The sequence below is a fragment of the Paenibacillus sp. FSL R10-2199 genome (assembly GCF_038000235.1).
Lineage (GTDB): Bacteria > Bacillota > Bacilli > Paenibacillales > Paenibacillaceae > Paenibacillus_AQ > Paenibacillus_AQ phytohabitans.
Map to the genome: position 1 here is coordinate 4,560,245 of NZ_JBBOBO010000001.1, position 19,089 is coordinate 4,579,333.

The 19,089-nt window shown below is 51.3% G+C and carries 17 protein-coding genes; 9 read left to right on the forward strand and 8 right to left on the reverse strand.

Features of this window, described 5'->3' with window-relative positions:
- The first annotated feature begins 61 nt into the window (after window positions 1–61).
- Window positions 62–958, forward strand: coding sequence for a LysR family transcriptional regulator (locus NYE33_RS19840; RefSeq protein WP_076246895.1), 897 nt, complete (start codon window positions 62–64; stop codon window positions 956–958).
- A gap of 60 nt (window positions 959–1,018) precedes the next feature.
- The gene (locus NYE33_RS19845; RefSeq protein WP_076246892.1) at window positions 1,019–1,705 is read left to right on the forward strand and encodes an MBL fold metallo-hydrolase; all 687 of its coding nucleotides are present in this window, start codon (window positions 1,019–1,021) and stop codon (window positions 1,703–1,705) included.
- A 1-nt stretch (window position 1,706) separates the two neighbouring features.
- Here the strand turns inward: NYE33_RS19845 and NYE33_RS19850 are convergent, their stop codons facing one another.
- Window positions 1,707–2,159 carry an AraC family transcriptional regulator gene (locus NYE33_RS19850; protein ID WP_042138066.1) on the reverse strand — a complete coding sequence of 151 codons (453 nt, stop codon included), beginning with the start codon at window positions 2,157–2,159 and terminating at the stop codon, window positions 1,707–1,709.
- Between the two features lie 224 nt (window positions 2,160–2,383).
- Between NYE33_RS19850 and htpG the strand changes: the two genes are divergently transcribed.
- The gene (gene htpG / locus NYE33_RS19855) at window positions 2,384–4,267 is read left to right on the forward strand and encodes a molecular chaperone HtpG (RefSeq protein WP_042138064.1); all 1,884 of its coding nucleotides are present in this window, start codon (window positions 2,384–2,386) and stop codon (window positions 4,265–4,267) included.
- A gap of 82 nt (window positions 4,268–4,349) precedes the next feature.
- Here the strand turns inward: htpG and NYE33_RS19860 are convergent, their stop codons facing one another.
- On the reverse strand, window positions 4,350–4,856 hold the full coding sequence (locus NYE33_RS19860) for a hypothetical protein (RefSeq protein ID WP_042138062.1): 507 nt from the start codon (window positions 4,854–4,856) through the stop codon (window positions 4,350–4,352).
- 417 nt (window positions 4,857–5,273) lie between these two features.
- Window positions 5,274–6,143, reverse strand: a complete 870-nt coding sequence (locus NYE33_RS19865) for a LysR family transcriptional regulator (protein ID WP_042138060.1) — start codon at window positions 6,141–6,143, stop codon at window positions 5,274–5,276.
- A 170-nt stretch (window positions 6,144–6,313) separates the two neighbouring features.
- Between NYE33_RS19865 and NYE33_RS19870 the strand changes: the two genes are divergently transcribed.
- From NYE33_RS19870 to NYE33_RS19880, 3 genes are all read left to right on the forward strand, one after another.
- Window positions 6,314–8,053: an ABC transporter ATP-binding protein gene (locus NYE33_RS19870; protein ID WP_341067110.1), complete on the forward strand. Its 1,740-nt coding sequence runs from the start codon at window positions 6,314–6,316 to the stop codon at window positions 8,051–8,053.
- Window positions 8,050–9,789, forward strand: a complete 1,740-nt coding sequence (locus NYE33_RS19875; RefSeq protein ID WP_341067114.1) for an ABC transporter ATP-binding protein — start codon at window positions 8,050–8,052, stop codon at window positions 9,787–9,789. The genes NYE33_RS19870 and NYE33_RS19875 overlap by 4 nt, the downstream gene beginning before the upstream one ends.
- Before the next feature lie 522 nt (window positions 9,790–10,311).
- A complete protein-coding gene (locus NYE33_RS19880) occupies window positions 10,312–10,887 on the forward strand; it encodes a histidine phosphatase family protein (RefSeq protein ID WP_341067117.1) in 576 nt (191 codons plus the stop codon).
- A gap of 149 nt (window positions 10,888–11,036) precedes the next feature.
- Here the strand turns inward: NYE33_RS19880 and NYE33_RS19885 are convergent, their stop codons facing one another.
- A complete protein-coding gene (locus NYE33_RS19885; protein ID WP_081970044.1) occupies window positions 11,037–11,903 on the reverse strand; it encodes an AraC family transcriptional regulator in 867 nt (288 codons plus the stop codon).
- Between the two features lie 188 nt (window positions 11,904–12,091).
- Between NYE33_RS19885 and NYE33_RS19890 the strand changes: the two genes are divergently transcribed.
- Window positions 12,092–14,170, forward strand: coding sequence for a beta-galactosidase (locus tag NYE33_RS19890; protein ID WP_341067120.1), 2,079 nt, complete (start codon window positions 12,092–12,094; stop codon window positions 14,168–14,170).
- A 255-nt stretch (window positions 14,171–14,425) separates the two neighbouring features.
- Here the strand turns inward: NYE33_RS19890 and NYE33_RS19895 are convergent, their stop codons facing one another.
- Window positions 14,426–15,055, reverse strand: a complete 630-nt coding sequence (locus NYE33_RS19895; protein WP_341067123.1) for an NUDIX hydrolase — start codon at window positions 15,053–15,055, stop codon at window positions 14,426–14,428.
- Between the two features lie 152 nt (window positions 15,056–15,207).
- On the opposite strand from NYE33_RS19895, the gene NYE33_RS19900 reads away from it, so the two are divergent.
- Both NYE33_RS19900 and NYE33_RS19905 read left to right on the forward strand, forming a co-directional pair.
- Window positions 15,208–15,633: a hypothetical protein gene (locus NYE33_RS19900; protein WP_341067126.1), complete on the forward strand. Its 426-nt coding sequence runs from the start codon at window positions 15,208–15,210 to the stop codon at window positions 15,631–15,633.
- On the forward strand, window positions 15,633–16,151 hold the full coding sequence (locus NYE33_RS19905) for a hypothetical protein (RefSeq protein ID WP_341067129.1): 519 nt from the start codon (window positions 15,633–15,635) through the stop codon (window positions 16,149–16,151). Before NYE33_RS19900 ends, NYE33_RS19905 begins: the two co-directional genes overlap by 1 nt.
- Window positions 16,152–16,363: 212 nt before the next feature.
- Here NYE33_RS19905 and kduD read toward each other — a convergent pair whose 3' ends face one another.
- The 3 genes from kduD to kduI form a co-directional block, all read right to left on the reverse strand.
- Window positions 16,364–17,119, reverse strand: a complete 756-nt coding sequence (gene kduD / locus NYE33_RS19910; RefSeq protein ID WP_042138045.1) for a 2-dehydro-3-deoxy-D-gluconate 5-dehydrogenase KduD — start codon at window positions 17,117–17,119, stop codon at window positions 16,364–16,366.
- 66 nt (window positions 17,120–17,185) lie between these two features.
- The gene (locus NYE33_RS19915) at window positions 17,186–17,941 is read right to left on the reverse strand and encodes a DeoR/GlpR family DNA-binding transcription regulator (RefSeq protein ID WP_039294698.1); all 756 of its coding nucleotides are present in this window, start codon (window positions 17,939–17,941) and stop codon (window positions 17,186–17,188) included.
- A 34-nt stretch (window positions 17,942–17,975) separates the two neighbouring features.
- Complete coding sequence (gene kduI, locus NYE33_RS19920) at window positions 17,976–18,809, reverse strand: 5-dehydro-4-deoxy-D-glucuronate isomerase (protein ID WP_039294695.1); 834 nt, start codon at window positions 18,807–18,809, stop codon at window positions 17,976–17,978.
- Window positions 18,810–19,089 lie beyond the last annotated feature (280 nt).

The window sequence follows — 19,089 nt, forward strand, 5'->3', positions numbered from 1 at the left end:
ATCGTCGTTAGCTATAATAAATGATGAAGGTTATCAATAATATTGATGTTAGGGTGATGATATGGACTTAACCTATATGCGGACCTTCCGCGAGGTCGCGAAGCGGCAGAGCTTCACCCGTGCGGCTGAAGAACTGGGCTATGCCCAGTCCAGTGTAACGATGCAGATTCAGAAGATCGAGAAGGAATACGGCGTACCGCTGATCGAACGGCATGGCCGGGCCTTGCGCCTGACTCCTCCGGGGGAAGAGCTGCTGAAGCTGTTCGTGGAGATTCTAGATCTGTACGACCGCTCCAAAGAAACGATCGCCCAGCAGATTGGCGGGACGCTGACGATCGGGACGATTGATTCACTTGCCGCCTTTTATTTGCCACCGTTCCTGCAGCAGCTGCGGACCATGTTCCCCGGACTGAACATTCATCTGCAAACGGAGCAGGAGGCCAATCTGGTCTCCAAAATCAGGGACGGCGAGGTCGATATCGGCCTCCTCCTGGACCGCAGCACAGCGGATACCCTGCTTGAGCGTACAATCATCCGGGAGGAGCCGCTCGTCCTCGTGGCCCCTGCCAGTCATCCGCTGGCAAGCGTGGCGCAGGTGACGCTGCAGGACCTCAACAACTGCGAGCTGATCGTCTCCGAGGAGAGCTGTATCTACCGCAGTTTGTTCGAGAACCTGCTCCGGGAGCACGGGATTGTGTTCCGGATCGGTTTTGAGCTGTCGAATCTGGAAGCGATCAAGCGTTGTGTACGCAACGGCCTGGGCATCGCGCTGCTGCCGAGAATTGTGGCTGAGGAGGAGATCGAGCGGGGGAATCTCGCCGAGCTGTCTTTTGCCCATCCGGAGATTCATTTCGATCTGCAGCTCCTGCTCCATCCGAAGAAGTGGAAGTCGCTGCCGCTCCAGTCACTGATCCAGATGCTGCGGGAGGATGCGAAGGCTAAAGCCGCTATACTGTGAAGGTGGAAGCCTGAGTAAGCGCAGTATGCAATGTTCTAATAGAGACACGCGGAGGATCATATGGACATTATTGAACTACCTATTCAGTTTGAGTATGAAGGACAGCCTTATTACATTTATCCGAGCCTCATTGTATCCGGGGAAGAGTTAACCCTGGTCGATACCGGTTATCCAACTTTCATGCCTTTGATAGAGAAGAAGATCCTGGAGCTGGGATACGACCCCCTGAATTTGAAAAATATCATTATCACCCATTACGACGATGACCATATCGGCGCCTTGTACGAGTTCGTGGAGAAATACCCGTCAGTTACGGTCATGGCGAGCGAAGTGGAGACCCCATCGATCTCAGGCTTGGTGAAATCTGAGCGTCTGGTCCAAGCAGAAGCTCTGCTAGTGGAGATGCCTAAAGAAGAGCAGGCGTCCGGTGAAGAGTTTGTACAGCTATTGAAGAATTTGCGGCATGTTCCGGTGAATCAGACGGTCCGGGAGGGCCAGTGTATTCTGGATGGTAAGTGTCAGGTCCTTGCCACCCCGGGGCATACGTCTGGTCATATTTCTTTGTATTTTCCTGAGCTAAGCAGTGTTATTACAGGTGACGCGGCAGTGAGCGAGGAGAATGAACTGGCTGTCGCGAATCCGCAGTATTGTTTCGACCTGGAGAGTGCAGAGCAGTCGCTGAACCGGTTACAAGCTCTTAACGCACGATCCTATTACTGCTACCATGGCGGAAAACTCGGCTTCTAAATTAGTGCACAGGAAAACATAACTGGCAAAGATGATTGCTGATCATATCACCTGTATATCTCTCCATAACCGGGCGCTGGTAATCGAGCTGATGTCCGCTGACGTAGAGGGCGGGGAGGATCTCCGTCCATGCTTTTTGAACTGCCTCAGCCGTATGTTGTATAGTAACAACCGCATAGGTACCGCCGGGAATTTCACCGTAGTTAATAGACTTATCCGCTGGGGCATTCTCAAGCACGCTGATACAGGCATCATATCTGCAATGTTCAGGCAGGGTGGTGTCGGGGTTGTCCTGGGGAATCCCGAAGAGGATGGCTGATCCGGTAAGCAGCCGGTGGGCCCGTGCCCATTCCTTTAAGGCCCCCATAGCCTTACTGTTACCGGGACCATAGGGGCCTGTCTGGCGCACATAAGCAATGCGTGTTACAGGAAGCGTTTGGAGCTGGATTTTCATCGTTTCATTGTCCTTTCTTTCGCTGTAATGAGTACATTCCGAATGCTAACATGGACTAAAATAGAATTCATTTCTTTTTTGAGCGGACCTCTATATGCAGCAAGATATTGACATCAAAAACGAGAATATGTTATATAAAAGGTAGTGTTAGCACTCAGGTGAGTGGAGTGCTAAACGATGATCCGCAATTCGAAGGTTATTTTTGAAAGGAGATTTATTTATTCATGGCCAAAAAAGAGTTTAAAGCCGAATCCAAAAGACTGCTGGAAATGATGATTAACTCCATCTATACACAGCGGGAGATTTTTCTGCGGGAACTGATTTCTAATGCAAGCGATGCCATCGACAAAATCTATTACAAAGCACTGGCCGACGAAGGCCTGGTGTTCAATAAAGAGGATTACTACATTAAAGTGACCGCCGATAAGGCAAGCCGTACGTTAACCATTTCCGATACCGGAATCGGGATGACGCAGGAAGAGCTGGAGAACAATCTGGGGATTATCGCGAACAGCGGCTCGTTTGCTTTTAAGAAGGATAATGAAGCCAAGGACGGACACAACATCATCGGACAATTCGGGGTAGGTTTCTATTCCGCATTCATGGTGGCTGACGATGTGACAGTGATCAGTAAAGCGCTGGGCAGCGACCAGGCGTTCAAGTGGGAATCCCAGGGTGCGGACGGTTACACGATTGAGCCTTGTGAGAAGGATGCGGTCGGAACCGAAATCACGCTGAAGATCAAAGAGAACACCGAAGACGATAACTACGATGAGTTCCTGGAAGAGTACCGCCTGAAGTCGATCATCAAGAAATATTCGGACTTCATCCGCTTCCCGATCAAGATGGACATTACCGGCAGACAGCCTAAAGAGGACGCCGAGAATGAATTCGTCGATGTTATTGAAGAACAGACCGTGAACAGCATGGTGCCGATCTGGCGCAAGAACAAAAACGAGCTGACCGAAGAAGACTACAACAACTTCTATGCGGAGAAACGCTACGGCTTCGACAAGCCGCTGAAGCATATCCATATCAGTGCCGACGGCGCTGTGGTCTATAACGCAATCCTGTTCATTCCGGAGAATACACCGTTCGACTACTACACCAAGGAATATGAAAAAGGCCTGGAGCTCTACTCCAACGGTGTGCTGATTATGAACAAATGCGGGGATCTGCTGCCGGACTACTTCAGCTTCGTCAAGGGGATGGTGGATTCCGAGGATCTGTCGCTAAACATCTCCCGCGAGCTGCTGCAGCATGACCGCCAGCTGACGCTGATTGCGAAGAACATTAAGAGCAAGATCAAGAGCCAGCTCCTGAGCCTGCTGAAGGATGAGCGTGAGAAATATGAGACGTTCTACAAATCTTTTGGCAGACAGCTGAAGTTCGGGGTCTACAATGACTATGGTATGGAAAAAGAAACGCTGCAGGACCTCCTGATGTTCCACTCCTCCAAGGAGAAGAAGCTGGTTACACTGGCTGAATATGTGGAAAGAATGCCGGAAGACCAGAAGTTCATCTACTATGCCTCCGGTGAATCGGTGGAACGCATCGAGAAGCTGCCGCAGACGGAAATGGTGCTGGACAAGGGTTACGAAATCCTCTACTTCACCGACGATATCGATGAATTCGCAATCAAGATGATCATGTCCTACAAAGAGAAGGAATTCAAGAACGTCTCCAGTGGTGACTTAGGGATCGAAGAAAGCGCCGAGGACAAGCCTTCTGAAGCGGAAGAGAATGAGAACAAGGGATTGTTCGAAGCGATGCAGGGCATCCTGTCCGGCAAAGTGAAGGCAGTCAAAGCATCCAAGCGGCTGAAGTCCCATCCGGTCTGCCTGTCCACCGAAGGCGAGCTGACCATCGAAATGGAGAAAATCCTCAAGGCTATGCCTAACGGCGGCCAGGATGTACAAGCGGACAAGGTGCTGGAAATCAATATTCACCATGATGTCTTCAAATCGCTGAAGGCTGCAGCCGAAGGCGACAAGGAGAAGCTGGGTCTTTACACTAATCTCCTGTATAACCAGGCGCTCTTGATCGAAGGTCTGCAGGTTAACGATCCGGTGCAGTTCACGAACGATATTTGCAAAATCATGGTCTAAACCGGCGTTCGCGCCGGCCAGAGGACCTGCGATACAAGAATACCCCGCTACTGGTGCAGACCAGTGCGGGGTGTTTTTTTATTTATTTGTAAGTAAATGAAAATAAAGTTTCACCGCTGCTGGCATCGATTACAACATTGAATTCTTTATACGTTGGCACCTTTTGCCCTCTTGCAGCATGGCCGGTACCATGAATCCCTTTGAAGGTCACGATATAAACGGGTGTGTTGTTTAGATAACCATCTGCTCTAAGGTTTGCATTCTTATTCAGCGCCTGTTCTGAGAATGCAGTCAAATATGGATAGGTTAGCAGCTGATATTCTATAATTACCTCAGGGGCTTCGGAAGCAAATTTTGGTGCACTCGTGTGCGCTAAGGAAATAGCTTGTTCCTTTGTAATTACCAAATTACTTGATGTTGGCAGATGAAGTTGAATTCCCAATGATTTCAATCGTTCTGTGTCGTGAGCGGTTATTACTCCTTCTTCCTTACTACTCAAGTCTGAAATATCTCCAGCTGCAATTCCTGAAGAGTAAAATATTACAGTGGAAATAACCGCTGTGACTAATGATCTCTTTGTGGGAAGCATTAGCTTCACTCCTCCGGATTGATTAGATTTAAATAAGCGGAACTTAAAACTATCACTTATACAATCCTGCCCAAAATACAACAATTCCACTATAATCCCGGATATAATTCAAGATTGTTGTATAAAAGGCAGCATTTATGCTCCACCGGGCGGATTAGCGGGACAATTCTTGTATTTCTTACAACAATCTGTCTGAACACCTAGGTATCCAGGTAGCCAAGTTGTAAGATGTACAACATTTAGTCGATGCGGTGTGAAACGTCAGAATCCGGATTCTGCCAGCGGGATACAGGGTGCAGGCGGCCTGAAGGGCAGGATGAAAGGATAGGATGAAGGAAGCAGAAATTGGACATCCTCCAGAATGTCCGGGCCGGGTAACTGCATTGCTGCCGCGAGCGGGAATGTTATGTTCAGGGTTCAGCGTGCCCGGAAAGTCTCGATAAACTTGGTAGCCAGCGACGACAAATACTTGTCCTTGATCCAGACGGCGGCTACACGGGTATGCAGCGCTTCACACCGGATCTCCTTAAAGATCAGATTGCTGTGATTCGCCAGCTCAAAAGCAGATTTGGGAATAATTCCGATGCCAAGTCCGGCGTTGGCCCAGAGCAGGGTGGTCCGCGCATCATCGTTCATGCAGAAAATTTGCGGTTCGAAGCCATGCTCCAGACAGGTCTCCCGTATGAGCTGTTCGAAACGGCGGTAGATAATAAGCGGCTTATGCTGCAGCTCTCCGAGTGAAATAGCTGCTTCGCTTGAATTCCAGTCATAATCGGGGGTCATAACGGCAATCATCGGCTCCGAATTGAGATACAGACATTCCAGATTGCTGGAATTAAAAGGGGTGCGGATAATGCCGATTTCGACGATGCCTTTGTTCAGCAGATCGATGATCATAAATGTATTACCTTCATGGATTTCAAAAGTAACGCCCAGATAGTTCTTGTGGAATTCGCCCAGCCGGTCATGCAGCAGGGTCGCTCCGGAAGAGGAGACGGTGCCGATCGAGAGACTGCCCTTCAGTCCTTTGGCAAAATCATTGATTTCTCTCGTGGTCGAATCCGTTAATTCAAGAATTTGCTGAGCCCGGTTACGCAAAATAATCCCCGCATCGGTTAGCTGGATGCTGCGCGGACCGCGTTCAACCAGCTTGACCCCTAGCTCCTCCTCCAGCAGCTTAAGCTGCTGGCTGAGCGGCGGCTGGGCCATTTGCAGCTTCCTGGCGGCTGAGGTGATTTGACCTTCCTCGGCAATCGCCAGGAAATATTTCAATTGGCGGATATCCATGTTATTACAGCCTCCCGTTCCGCGTCTTCAATCAAATGCCATATGAAATTCATATGGCAAAGATACGAAACCAATATTATTAATATGTAAGCAGGTATGACATAATCATAACGGGTCTTTTGATTTTTTCAAGAGTGAATACATACTACGTAGGTTAGGTGAGGATTACTGTGTTCAAAATTGCTGTTTTTCTAAAGCCTTACAGGAAAGAAGTGATCATCGGGCCGATCTTCAAGCTGCTGGAGGCGATTCTGGAGCTGCTGCTGCCGACGATTGTGGCCCTGATTATCAACAACGGGATTGGCAGGCAGGACAGTGCCTATGTCTACCGTATGGGCTCCCTGATGGTGCTGATGGCCATCCTCGGCTTCGGCTGCTCCATGATTTGCCAGTATTACGCAGCCAGGGCATCACAGGGCTTCGGCACATCGCTGCGCAACAAAATGTTTAAGCATATTTCATCGTTATCCTACGCAGAGCTTGATATTATCGGCACGCCATCGCTGATCAACCGGATCACGAATGATGTCAATCAGCTCCAGCTGGCCGTAGCCATGCTGATCCGGCTGGTTATCCGTGCGCCGTTCATCTGCATCGGGGCGATCATCATGTCGATGATTCTGGATTTCCGGCTGTCGCTGATCCTGATTGCGGCTACTCCGGTATTCGGAGTCATTCTGTATTTCATCATTACGCGCAGCTCACCGCTCTACCGCAAATATCAGGCCAAGCTGGACCGTCTGGCGCTGGTGCTTAGCGAGAATCTGTCCGGTATCCGGGTCATCCGCGCTTTTGCCGAGAGCCGCCGGGAGAAGCAGCGCTTCAATGAAGCTTCGGAGGATTTGACGCAGACCGCAATCCGGGTCGGACGGATATCCGCCTGGCTGGGCCCGATGACCACGCTGGTGGTTAATGCGGCGATTATCGCCATTCTGTGGGCAGGCGGCATTCATATCGATGCCGGACGGCTGTCACAGGGAGAGATTATTGCATTCATCAACTATGTGACCCAGATCCTGCTGGCGCTGATTGTGGTATCCAATCTCGTTATTCTATTCACCAAAGCTTCGTCATCTGCCAACCGTGTCAACGAGGTACTGGCAATGACGGCATCGGTTGCCGAGGTTGCGGCAGATGCGCCGCCGGCTAAGCGTGATGATTCAGCGCCGGTGATCTCCTTCCGCAATGTTTCGTTCGGGTATAACACAACCGGTGAGCTTGCGCTGGAGAATATCACGGTCGACATTCACCGGGGAGAGACGGTCGGACTAATCGGCAGTACCGGCTCCGGCAAGTCGACCTTCGTGAACCTCATTCCGCGGTTCTATGATGCAGTAGAGGGTGAAATTCTGGTGGAAGGTGTGAATGTGCGGCAGTATCGGCTGGAGCAGCTGCGGAGCAGAATTGGCATTGTGCCGCAGAAGGCCATGCTGTTCACAGGATCAATTGCCGATAACATCCGCTGGGGCAAGGCCTCAGCAACCCGTGAAGAGATTATGTCTGCAGCAGCGGTAGCCCAGGCGGAAGAGTTCATTGCCAAGCTGCCGGAGGGACTGGATACCCTTGTCGCACGCGGAGGACATAATTTGTCCGGAGGACAGAAGCAGCGGCTGACGATTGCCCGGGCGGTTGTAGGGCGTCCGCCTGTACTCATTCTGGATGATTCCTCCAGTGCGCTGGATTTTGCCACGGATGCAGCTTTGCGCCGTGCACTGAACAAGAACAGCGGAGATATGACAGTTCTGCTTGTATCCCAGCGGGTGAGTACCGTAAGACAGGCGGATCAGATTATTGTATTCGATGAAGGGCGGATTGCCGGTATCGGCAGCCATGAAGAATTGCTGGAGAGCTGCGGGGTCTATCAGGAAATCTGCATGTCCCAGCTCTCAAGCGAGGAGGCCGTACAATGAACAGTACAAAGACCTGGAAACGGCTGTTTAGATATACAAGCCAATACCGGAAGATAACCATAGGGGCAGTCATCTGCGCCATTCTGAGTGTGATTGCCAGCCTGATCGGACCGCTGTTGATCGGACGCGCGGTTGACCATATGATCGGGCCCGATCAGGTGGACTTCCCGGAGATTTTCCGCCTGCTGCTGATCCTGGGAGCCGTATATCTGGTTGGCAGCTTCTTCGGCTGGCTGCTTACTTACTATACGAACAAGCTGGCATACCGGACAGTCTACGATCTCCGCCGCGAGCTGTTTGACAAGCTGGACGCGCTGCCGCTGAAATTTCATGATAATCATCCGCAAGGTGACAGCATCAGCAGGTTCGTGAACGATATGGATGCTGTCTCTGACGGGCTTCTGCAGGGCTTCTCCACGCTGCTGACGGGGATCGTGACCATTGCCGGGGCTATCGGGCTAATGCTCTATATCAGCCCTGTGATGACGCTGGTGGTGCTGCTGTCTGCACCGGCGACCTTCTTCGTCGCCCGCTTCATTACAATACGTTCCCAGCAGATGTTCCGGGAGCAGGCCAAAATCCTCGGCGGGCTGAACGGTTATGTGGAGGAACTTGTCGGCGGACAAAAGGTAGTGCAGGCCTATCACTACGAGGACCGTTCTTTTGCAGGCTTCGCGGAGCGGAATAATGAGCTGTACAAGACTGGGATCAAATCACAATTCTACGGCTCCCTCTCTAATCCGACTACACGTCTGGTGAACAACATCACCTTTTCGGTGATCGCGATGATCGGCAGTGCGCTTGTGATCGGGGGGCATTTTTCCGTCGGGGATTTGTCCAGCTTCCTGATCTATTCGAATCTGTTCGCGAAGCCGTTCAATGAGATTACCGGGGTCATTACCCAGCTGCAGTCGGCGACGGCATCGGCGCAGCGTATTTTCAATATTCTGGATCTGCCTCAGGAGACTCAGGATGCTCCGGGTGCTGTAGTGATGAAGGGAAGTCAGGGTACGATTACCTTCGACAAGGTAAGCTTTGCCTATACCCCGGAACGGCCGCTGATCCGGAACTTCAGTCTGGAGGTGAAGCCGGGTACACGCGTGGCGATTGTCGGCCAGACCGGAGCGGGGAAGACCACACTGGTCAACCTGCTGATGCGCTTCTATGAAGTCGACAGCGGCACCATCCGGATTGACGGTACGGACATTACTTCGATTACCCGGGACAGTCTGCGGCGTAACTTCGGGATGGTGCTGCAGGACACCTGGTTATATGGGGGCTCCATCCGCGACAATATCGCTTACGGCAAGCCGGAAGCGTCGGAGGCTGAAGTCATTGCCGCTGCCAAAGCTGCGAATGCACACAGCTTCATCAAACGTCTGCCCGAGGGCTATAATACGAAAATAAGCGGCTCGGGAGATAATCTCTCCCAGGGCCAGAAGCAGCTGCTTACCATCGCCCGTGTGATGCTCGTCGATCCGCCGATGCTTATTCTGGATGAGGCCACGAGCAGTATTGATACGCTGACGGAGGTGCGGATTCAGAAGGCTTTTCTGGCGATGATCTCCGGCCGTACCAGCTTCGTGATTGCCCACCGGCTGTCCACGATCCGTGAGTCGGACCTGATTCTGTTCATGAAGGACGGCGACATTGTCGAGAGCGGAACGCATGAGGAGCTGGTGAGGAGCGGTGGATATTACGCCCGCTTGTATAATAGCCAGTTTATGGCGGTGTAGATAAGGTAAATGCAGAAAGACAGCTGCGGTCAGGACTTCTTAGGAGGAGGCTGGCTTGCGGCTGTCTTTTTTTGCAGCGGGATAAGCTGAACTTAGGAGATTTACATAATAATCAGCTGTGACTTTGGTGATCTTTGGGCTTTAGGTTACTAAGGGGTGCTACTGTTGCCATAATTCACCGGTTAACTCGCTGGTAGTGGTGGAGATCCGGCGAACCGGTGACTTTTGGATAATCCTGCACATAATACAACATTCTCCTCATTATTTCGGCCCAAATCGGAAATTGTTGTATAAAAAGCAGGATTTCCCGACCTCCAAGCGGCTGAGCGGGACAATTCTTGTATTTCGTACAACAATTCGCTTGAACACCCGGTTATTATGGGATTAAAGTTGTAATTCGTACAACAATAGTGCCCCATGCAAAAGTGAGTAATTAGCTCAATCCGCTGTGCCACAGCTAACGAGAGATTTCGGTGATAAATTGCAGTAATCAATAGACGATAACGATGGAGGTTCATTCGAATGGCAACAATCGGTTTAATCAGGCATGGGATTACAGAGTGGAATATCGCAGGAAGGGCTCAGGGACTGGCGGATATCCCGCTTAACAGGGAAGGCAGGGAACAGGCGTTTAAACTTGCCGGACGGCTGCGTAAGGAGCGGTGGGACATCATGATTTCCAGCCACTTGTGCCGGGCCAGGGAGACTGCAGAGATTATTGCTGCTGCTGCAGGGATAGGGGAGCACCTGATTGACGAACGGATATGTGAAATGGATTGCGGACAGCTGGAAGGGCTGAATGAGGCAGAATGGCTCGGAAGATGGGGGCAGGACTGGCGGAGCCTGGAGCTCGGGATGGAGACGGCAGAGGATGTATCACGCAGAGGCGCGCTTGTTCTGGAGGAGCTGTATAACCGCTATGGTAACAAAAAAATACTGGTTGTCAGCCACGGTGCCTTAATCGGCTTGACGCTCCAGCACCTGCTGCCGCAAGTGTTCACCACCACCTACATAGATAATGCTTCGCTAACCCTGCTCACCAAAACCAATAATAACTGGGATTGCCAGCTGTACAACTGTGTGGAGCATTTGGTTTAAGTATTTGCGGGCTGAACTCGTCCGTGAAAATAACCCCATCCCCCCAAGCACACCTTCGGGTCACAGTTGAGCTGACTATTTTTCATATGTTTGGGGGTTCTGGACGTCTTATGCAGTTTGGCGTAACGGATGGAGCACGGATACGTTGCTCACTCTGCACTCCCATGCAACCGGCTCCGCATCACCCCCGGAGTCACCCCGTGCGCCTTGCGGAAGACGCGGATGAAATAATTGGTGTCCATCCCAAGGTTGAGGGCGATATCCTGCACAGGACGCTCAGGGTCCTCGGTGATCATCTGTACGGCGCGCTGCAGCCGCAGGTTCTGCAGATATTTATGCGGAGTCACGCCGTATTCCTGTAGGAACAGACGCTGGAAATGCTGGACAGAATAACCGACGGCAGCGGCCAGATTCGTAATCAGCAGCGGCTCCGTGAAATGCTCGTTGATCAGGCTGACGGCCTTATTCAGAGCTTCGTTGCGTACATTTTCGTTCTCCAGGCGGGTCGCCGTACCGGCGGAGCATTCGCTCCTGCGCAGCATCAGCAGCAGCCTATAGAGGGTTACCGACAGATCCTGCATCGACTGCTCCTCCTGGCGGCCGGTGCTGTTTCCATTTACCGTATGCCAGATTCCGCCGATCATATCCCAGCAATCCTCGAACCGTTCAGGATGGAACAGTGCAGACGGCAGCAGGCCGAGCCCCTCCAGCACAGATGCTGACTGGCTTCCATGGAAGCCGATGAAACCTACATGCCACGGCTCATGTGACAGCGGATAATACTCGTGCCCGCGGTCGGGTGGAAAAGCATAGGCCATTCCCGGCTTCAGCACGGTCTCAGTGCCGTTCTCAAGGTCGCGGAACCGTCCGCTGCCGCTGCGGATCAGGAATATCTGATGCACCGGGAATCCGGCCGGACGCACATGGTGATACTGGATATGGCGGCCGACCGAATAAGGGTATAAGGGGAACGCATTCAGGTCGCGCGGCATTTCGATCAGGGAGAAGGGGAGCATGTAAACACCTCATATTCATTTTGTGCTATGGAAACGCTATTATTATACTACCATTGGCAACTGATTATCCTTTATTATAAATAGTATAAACGGTTACAAGCTAAAGGGATAGAGCTGACGAAGAACTTATATCAGTGAAAAGTCCCATTCTAACATCGAACCCTATACGAGAGGATGAATGTAATAATATGAACAGCAAAGTTCCTGCAATCAGCAGCAAGGCTCCTGTAATGCTGCATGGTGCCGACTATAATCCCGAGCAATGGCTGAAATACCCTGAGGTGCTGAAAGAAGATATCCGGATGATGAAGCTGGCAGGCTGCAATGTAATGTCGGTGGGGATTTTCTCCTGGGTATCGCTGGAGCGTGAAGAAGGAGTATTCACCTTCGATTGGCTCGATCAGCTGCTGGATACTTTTAAGGATAATGGAATTTATGCCTTCCTGGCTACACCAAGCGGAGCACGTCCGGCCTGGATGTCGGAGAAATATCCTGAAGTATTGCGGGTAGAACGTAACCGGGTGCGCAATCTGCATGGGGTCCGCCATAATCACTGCTTCACTTCACCGGTCTACCGTGAAAAAACCGCGCTGATGAACTCCAAGCTGGCTGAGCGTTACGCTCATCACCCGGCAGTCATCGGCTGGCATATCTCCAATGAATTCGGCGGCGAATGCCACTGTGATTACTGTCAGAATGCCTTCAGAGAGTGGCTCAAGGTTAAATACAAGGGAGATTTGGACGAGCTGAATCATGCCTGGTGGGCCACGTTCTGGAGCCATACGTACACCTCCTGGGAGCAGATCGAATCCCCGGCTCCGCACGGAGAGACTCAGGTGCATGGTCTTAACCTGGACTGGCGCCGTTTCGTAAGTGACCAGACGATTAACTTCTGCCAGCATGAGATTGACTCGGTGCGCAGCTTCAATCCTGAGCTGCCGGTGACAACCAACATGCATATGATCGACGGCATTGATTATCGTAACCTGGCGAAGATCCTTGATGTGGTCTCCTGGGATGCTTATCCGGACTGGGGGTATACCGAGGACGATGATGATGCCCGGCTGGCAGCCTGGACGGCGATGCACCACGATATGTACCGCAGCTTCAAAAAGAAACCGTTCCTGCTGATGGAAAGCACACCTTCGCTCACGAACTGGCAGATTGTCAGCAAGCTGAAGCGTCCGGGTATGCACAAGCTGTCCTCCCTGCAGGCGGTAGCCCATGGTTCAGACTCCGTGCAATACTTCCAGTGGCGCAAAAGCCGCGGCTCCAGCGAGAAGTTCCACGGCGCAGTTGTCGATCACAGCGGACATGCGGAGACCCGTGTATTCAGAGATGTGGCTGAGGTTGGCCGTACGCTGGCAGGATTAACAGATGTAGTGGGTACAACCACTCCTGCCGAAACAGCCATCCTGTTCGACTGGGACAACCGCTGGGCGGTTAAGGATGCCCAGGGTATCCGCAATTCCGGGCTGAAATATGAAGAAACCGTGCTTCAGCATTACCGTGGACTGTGGGAGCTGGGGATTCCTGTGGATGTGGTCGGCTCTGGTGATGATCTGTCCGGCTACAAGCTGGTAATTGCGCCAATGCTGTACCTGATCAGTGAAGAAAACGGCAAGCGGATTGAGAAGTATGTGGAGCAGGGCGGCACATTCCTGGCTACCTATTGGTCGGGAGTCGTTGGCGAGACGGACCTGTGCCACCTGGGCGGCTTCCCTGGACCGCTGCGCAGAACCCTGGGAATCTGGGCAGAAGAGACAGAAGGACTGCACAGCCGCGATCTGAACGGCCTTGTGATGGACCCTGGCAACACCCTGAAGCTGACCGGAGACTACGATGCGCATGAAATCGCTGAGCTGATTCATCTGGAGGGTGCTGAAGCGCTGGGCCATTACCGCAGCGACTTCTACGCCGGACGTCCGGCACTGACCGTGAACAAGCTGGGGGCAGGCAAAGCCTATCATCTGGCCACACGTGTGAAGGACCCGCAGTTCTATGTGGATCTGTATGCTGCCATTGCCGGAAAAGAACGCCTCAGCCGCTCCCTGAACACCGAGCTTCCTACAGGAGTAACGGCTCAGCTGCGCAGTGACGGCGAGCATGATTATGTATTTGTGCAGAATTTCAGCGGCAGCGAGCAAGTGGTAACGCTGGATGGTCAGGAGTATACGGACCTCGAATCCGGTGCTGCTGCACCTGCAGAGCTGAAGCTGCCGGTCAACGGGCTGGTTATGCTGAAACGCCAGACTGCAAAGGTATAATCTGCTGAAAATGTAAGCAATGAGTTAAAAAAGGCAGGACCCGCTAAAAGTCGGGTTCTGCCTTTTTGAATGATCTGATAAGCCTCCAATTTGCAGTGAAGCAGATGCTGTTTATCTACTTAATTCCCGGGAAACCATTTGCTCGAAGGAAAATAAATGTATTAAATCCATCTAAAGGATTTAGTATGTGCATTACGCCTGACATTTTGCCGTGGAAGCAGCCGAGTAAGCAAATAGGTTTTTGAAATCCGGACGTCATGCCCTGCTATAAAGAGCCTCAATTCCCTCAATAACCCGCAAATAATAAGCAATCTCATGCGGGACGAGCTGTGAGAGATCAACCTGCTCATTAATTTCGGCCCGTTCACCGTCATCGGTTACCCGGAAGCCTTGCACATGTAGAGTGCTGCCAGCTCCAGCGATGAAGCTGCGGAACTCGGTGAAGCGGGCCTGGACGATCCCTGCTACCTCTTCCTGCTGCAGAGAGAAGTCACTTAGAGCATAATTGTTCTCGTAAACAAAAACATTCGCCCGCTCCCGGTCCATAAACCCGGCTGTATCCATCTGGTAGGGGATAATCCCCAAAGGCTTTAATTCGTCAAAAGCCAGCTCAAGGCCCAGCTCCTCCTGTACCTCACGGACTCCATCCTCTACCGTCTCGTCAGCCAGCAGATGTCCGGCAGCGGTGATATCGAGCAGTCCGGCATAATCTCTTTTGTGCCGGCTGCGCAGCTGGAGGTAGATCATCAGTCCATTGTCAGCCTGACGGACAAACCAGCAGTGAAAGGTCTCGTGCCAGAGACCGTGGCGGTGTACCTCATCGCGGGGAGCGGTTCCGGTTCTATTACCTTGCTCATCAAATGTAGTTAGTATCTCTTCGGTCATACAGAAGCTCCTTCACCAATTGCGTCAAAGCAGGATGCGGAATGCAGCGGGTCTTGACGATTATATTTTTTACAGCTTACCATAGATACAGAAATACAGTAATATCCAAATGAAGGTGTGGTAGAGGGAATGTACAGCTCAGGAGGAGAACGATGAAATATTTGATTAAGCTAAATCTGGCCAGCATCATCTTGGCTCTGCCGGTCTTTGCAGCCATTGAGCTGATTGGAAATGCACTGAGGATTAGCCGGATCACCGGATGGGAGTACGGGAAGGTTGAGCGTACGGTCACGCTAATCAATATCGCAGGCTTTTTGCTGACCGGATTTCTGATCGTGTATGTAACCCGGCGAATACTGGACAACCGGAGAATAGCTCTGATTACGAGCTTGCTCTGGTTTGCCTATTTCAGCTTATTCGTCTACCTGTTCGCTGCGCTCTTTCCTATGACAGTACATGAGGACAAGCCGACGCCGGTTACCGGACTAATCTTCATAGGGATACTTATCCTGCATTTCTTGTATTTAGCCATTGTTCAGGCATGCTCTATATTCTTGACTGTCAGGGAGGACGACTAATGCAGCCAGTACCCATGGAGCGTACTACATTCTACTCGCTAAGCGATGAACGGCTCGGCTATGCCTGCATGGAACCCACGTTCATGAAGATCCGCGCCAAATCTCCGGCGGTGAAGAATGAAGCAATCGCACAGCTTAGCAGGGGACAAAGGGCACTCTGTATGTTCCGGATTCTGTATGACCATAGCTCTAAGTCCGCAGAAGAATACTACGGGTGGCTCAGTTATCTGCTGGATCAGCCGGGATACTGGAGCGGTGTGCTGGAGGGATTGCAGTTTTTTGAAGATGCTCCGCTGATTCATCTGCTGGAGGAATCGAAAGAGCTGTTCGGGGCGAGGAACCTGCGTGCAGGCACGGGCTGGGACGAAGCGGCAATTACAGATTTGGAAGCGGACCCGGAGCTGCAAAAAGCCGTAGCCACCCTGTATGCACAATATCAGGAGCTTACAGCACATACTCTGCGGATCATCGCCGGTTACATTCGTGCGAATCCTGACGAGTTCATCGTGTTCCGATAAGGGCTGGGCCGGACTGAGCATACAAAGAACCCCGGTGCCTAAGAAGCATCCGGGGTTTGATGTGTTTAGCAACTGCTCTGAACAGCCTCTGCTAAACTATGAACAATTCTGTCTATACGCGCTCAGTTTGTATATACGGCGCTTATTATCTATATAGTTGGAGCAAGCCGAATCAATTCATGGTACTGTTATTCAAAAATTCCAAGCCGGAATTATCTGGCCAGCCATCCGCCGTCTACATTAAGGATATGTCCGTTCAGGTAATCGGAAGCCGCGGATGCCAGGAACACAGCAGGGCCCTTAACATCTTCAGCAGTTCCCCAGCGTCCGGCTGGAATGCGGTCAAGGATTGAATCGGAGCGGCTCTGATCCGCACGGATTGGAGCTGTGTTCTCAGTAGCCATATATCCTGGAGCGATAGCGTTGATGTTCAGGCCGGAACCTGCCCATTCGTTAGCGAAAGCTTTAGTCAGACCTGCTACGGCATGCTTACTTGCAGTGTAGCCTGGTACGTTAATGCCGCCCTGGTAGGAGAGCATGGAGCAGATGTTGATGATTTTACCGTTGCCTCTTTCAAGGAAGTGGCGGCCGGCGATCTGGGACAGCAGGAATACAGTGTTCTGGTTGAGGTTGATAACGTCAAACCAGTCTTTTTCGCTGTGATCCTTGGCTGGAGTACGGCGGATCATACCCGCGCAGTTCACGAGGATGTCTACTTTGCCTGTGAAGGCAACAGCTTCGTCGAACATGCCCTGAAGCTTGGAATGATCGCTCAGATCAGTAGCGATGCTGAGTGCCTTGACGCCAAAAGCTTCAGCTGCTGCAACAGTTTCTTCACTTCCATTAAGGGAAGCGGAAATTACATCTGCGCCAGCTTCTGCGAAGGCAAGGGCGATCCCTTGTCCAAGACCCTGTGCGGCACCCGTTACGATTGCTGTTTTACCTGCCAAACTGAATAAAGATGACATATTATAATTCTCTCCTTTTAAGTTGCATAATTGAGTATCGCTTATAGGGCTTAAATGGTATTTAAACTACCCGCACTCGATGTTGACGCCTGCCTTGCGGAACAGCTCCACCGTCTCGGGCGCAAGCCCGCTGTCTGTAAGCAGCACATCGACTTCCTGCAGTGAAGCAAAGGTGCGCAGAGCGGTGTGCCCGAATTTGTGATGATCGCAAGCGGCGAATACCTGGCGGGCCGTGGATACTAGGGCTTGTTTGAAATCGATTAAATCTCCGGTATAGATGGACAGGCCATGCTCAATATGAACGGCAGTCGCCGAGAGAAAGGCTTTTTGAATATTAAGCTTCTGTACATAGGAGACAGCTTCAGGGCCGGCCAGCATATTGCGGACACGGTAACCGCCGGGAACGACCAGACGTATGTTGTCTTTGGGGACCAGCTCGCTGATGATATACACATCGTTGGTAATGACCGTCAGGGGCATATTCTCCAGCCGCCGGGCAATCTCAAGCGTGGTGCTCCCGCCGTCGAGTGCAATGATGTCATCCTTGGCGATATGTGCCAGCGCACGCAGGGCAATCTCCGATTTCTCCTCGGAATACTTATCCAGCGGGTCTTTGGAGGGCAGAATCCCGAATTGATCGCTCTGTGCCAGCACAGCTCCCCCGTGTACACGCATGATCAGTCCTTGTTCCTCCAGCTTGCTTAAGTCCTCGCGGATTGTTTTTCCCGTTACCTGGAGCTTGTCGCTCAGCTCGTTCACTGTTACATCCTTCTGGTTCAGCATAACTTCCATAATCATCTCGTGCCGCCGTATCGGGTTCATCCGCCTGCCTCATCTTTCCGTAGTTGATTTGCTTCTATTGTAATTCTTTCATGCCTACGGGGTCCATATCGTCGTAACGTTTATTATCTCCGGCCATACTCCAGATGAAGGTGTAGTTATGTGTACCCACGCCGCTGTGAATGGACCAGCTTGGGGAAATGACAGCCTGTTCATTGTGCATTACAATGTGGCGGGTTTCTGTAGGTTCGCCCATCAGGTGGAAGACGATAGAGTCATCCGGCAGATCGAAGTAGAAGTAAGCTTCCATCCGGCGCGGGTGAGTGTGGGATGGCATAGTGTTCCACATGCTGCCCGGTTTCAGCTGAGTCATTCCCATAACAAGCTGTGCGCTCTGCACGCCGTTCGTGTGAATGAAACGGTGAATCGTACGTTCATTGGAATTCTCAAGTCCGCCCATGGCTCCGGATTCGGATTCAGCCAGCGTTGTCTTGGTAGTAGGGTAGGACTGGTGAGCCGGAGCGGAATTCAGGTAGAATTTCGCCGGTTTAGCGCTATCCGCGCTTTTGAAAATAACATCTTTGGAGCCTTGGCCTACATACAGGCATTCCTTGAAGTCAACTTCATATTCAGTTCCGTCTACAACAACCGAACCTTTGCCGCCGACATTGATGATACCCAGCTCACGGCGTTCCAGGAAGTAAGTCACTCCAAGCTCCTTAAGGTCCGTTGTAAGTACAACATCCTCATTGACCGGATTAGCCCCGCCTACGATCATGCGGTCTTCGTGGGTCAGGACAAGCTTCAGTTCATCCGGAGCAAAAATAACCGGAATGTGGAACTCCTTGCGCAGGCGCTCAGTGTCAAACTGCTTAACTTCATTCGGATGTGATGCAAAACGTCTTTCCATTGAATATTCAATCTCCTTAAGAAAAATGTATTTTCGTTCGTATAGGTACAATTTAATCCATTTGCGTTCATTTGGCAAGAGATAATCTTTTTTAGTACGTTTATTTTAGTTTGTTTGTTAGTTTTAGAGATTGCCATCTGAACTGAAAGCGTGCACAATAGAGCTGGAAAGCAGTGAGTTCCCAGGGTGGAGTATACCTAATAGAAGAGGGATAGTTGTTCTATGTATACACACGCGGACATGACTCCCGGATTAGGGGCTCGTGATACAGAAAATATAT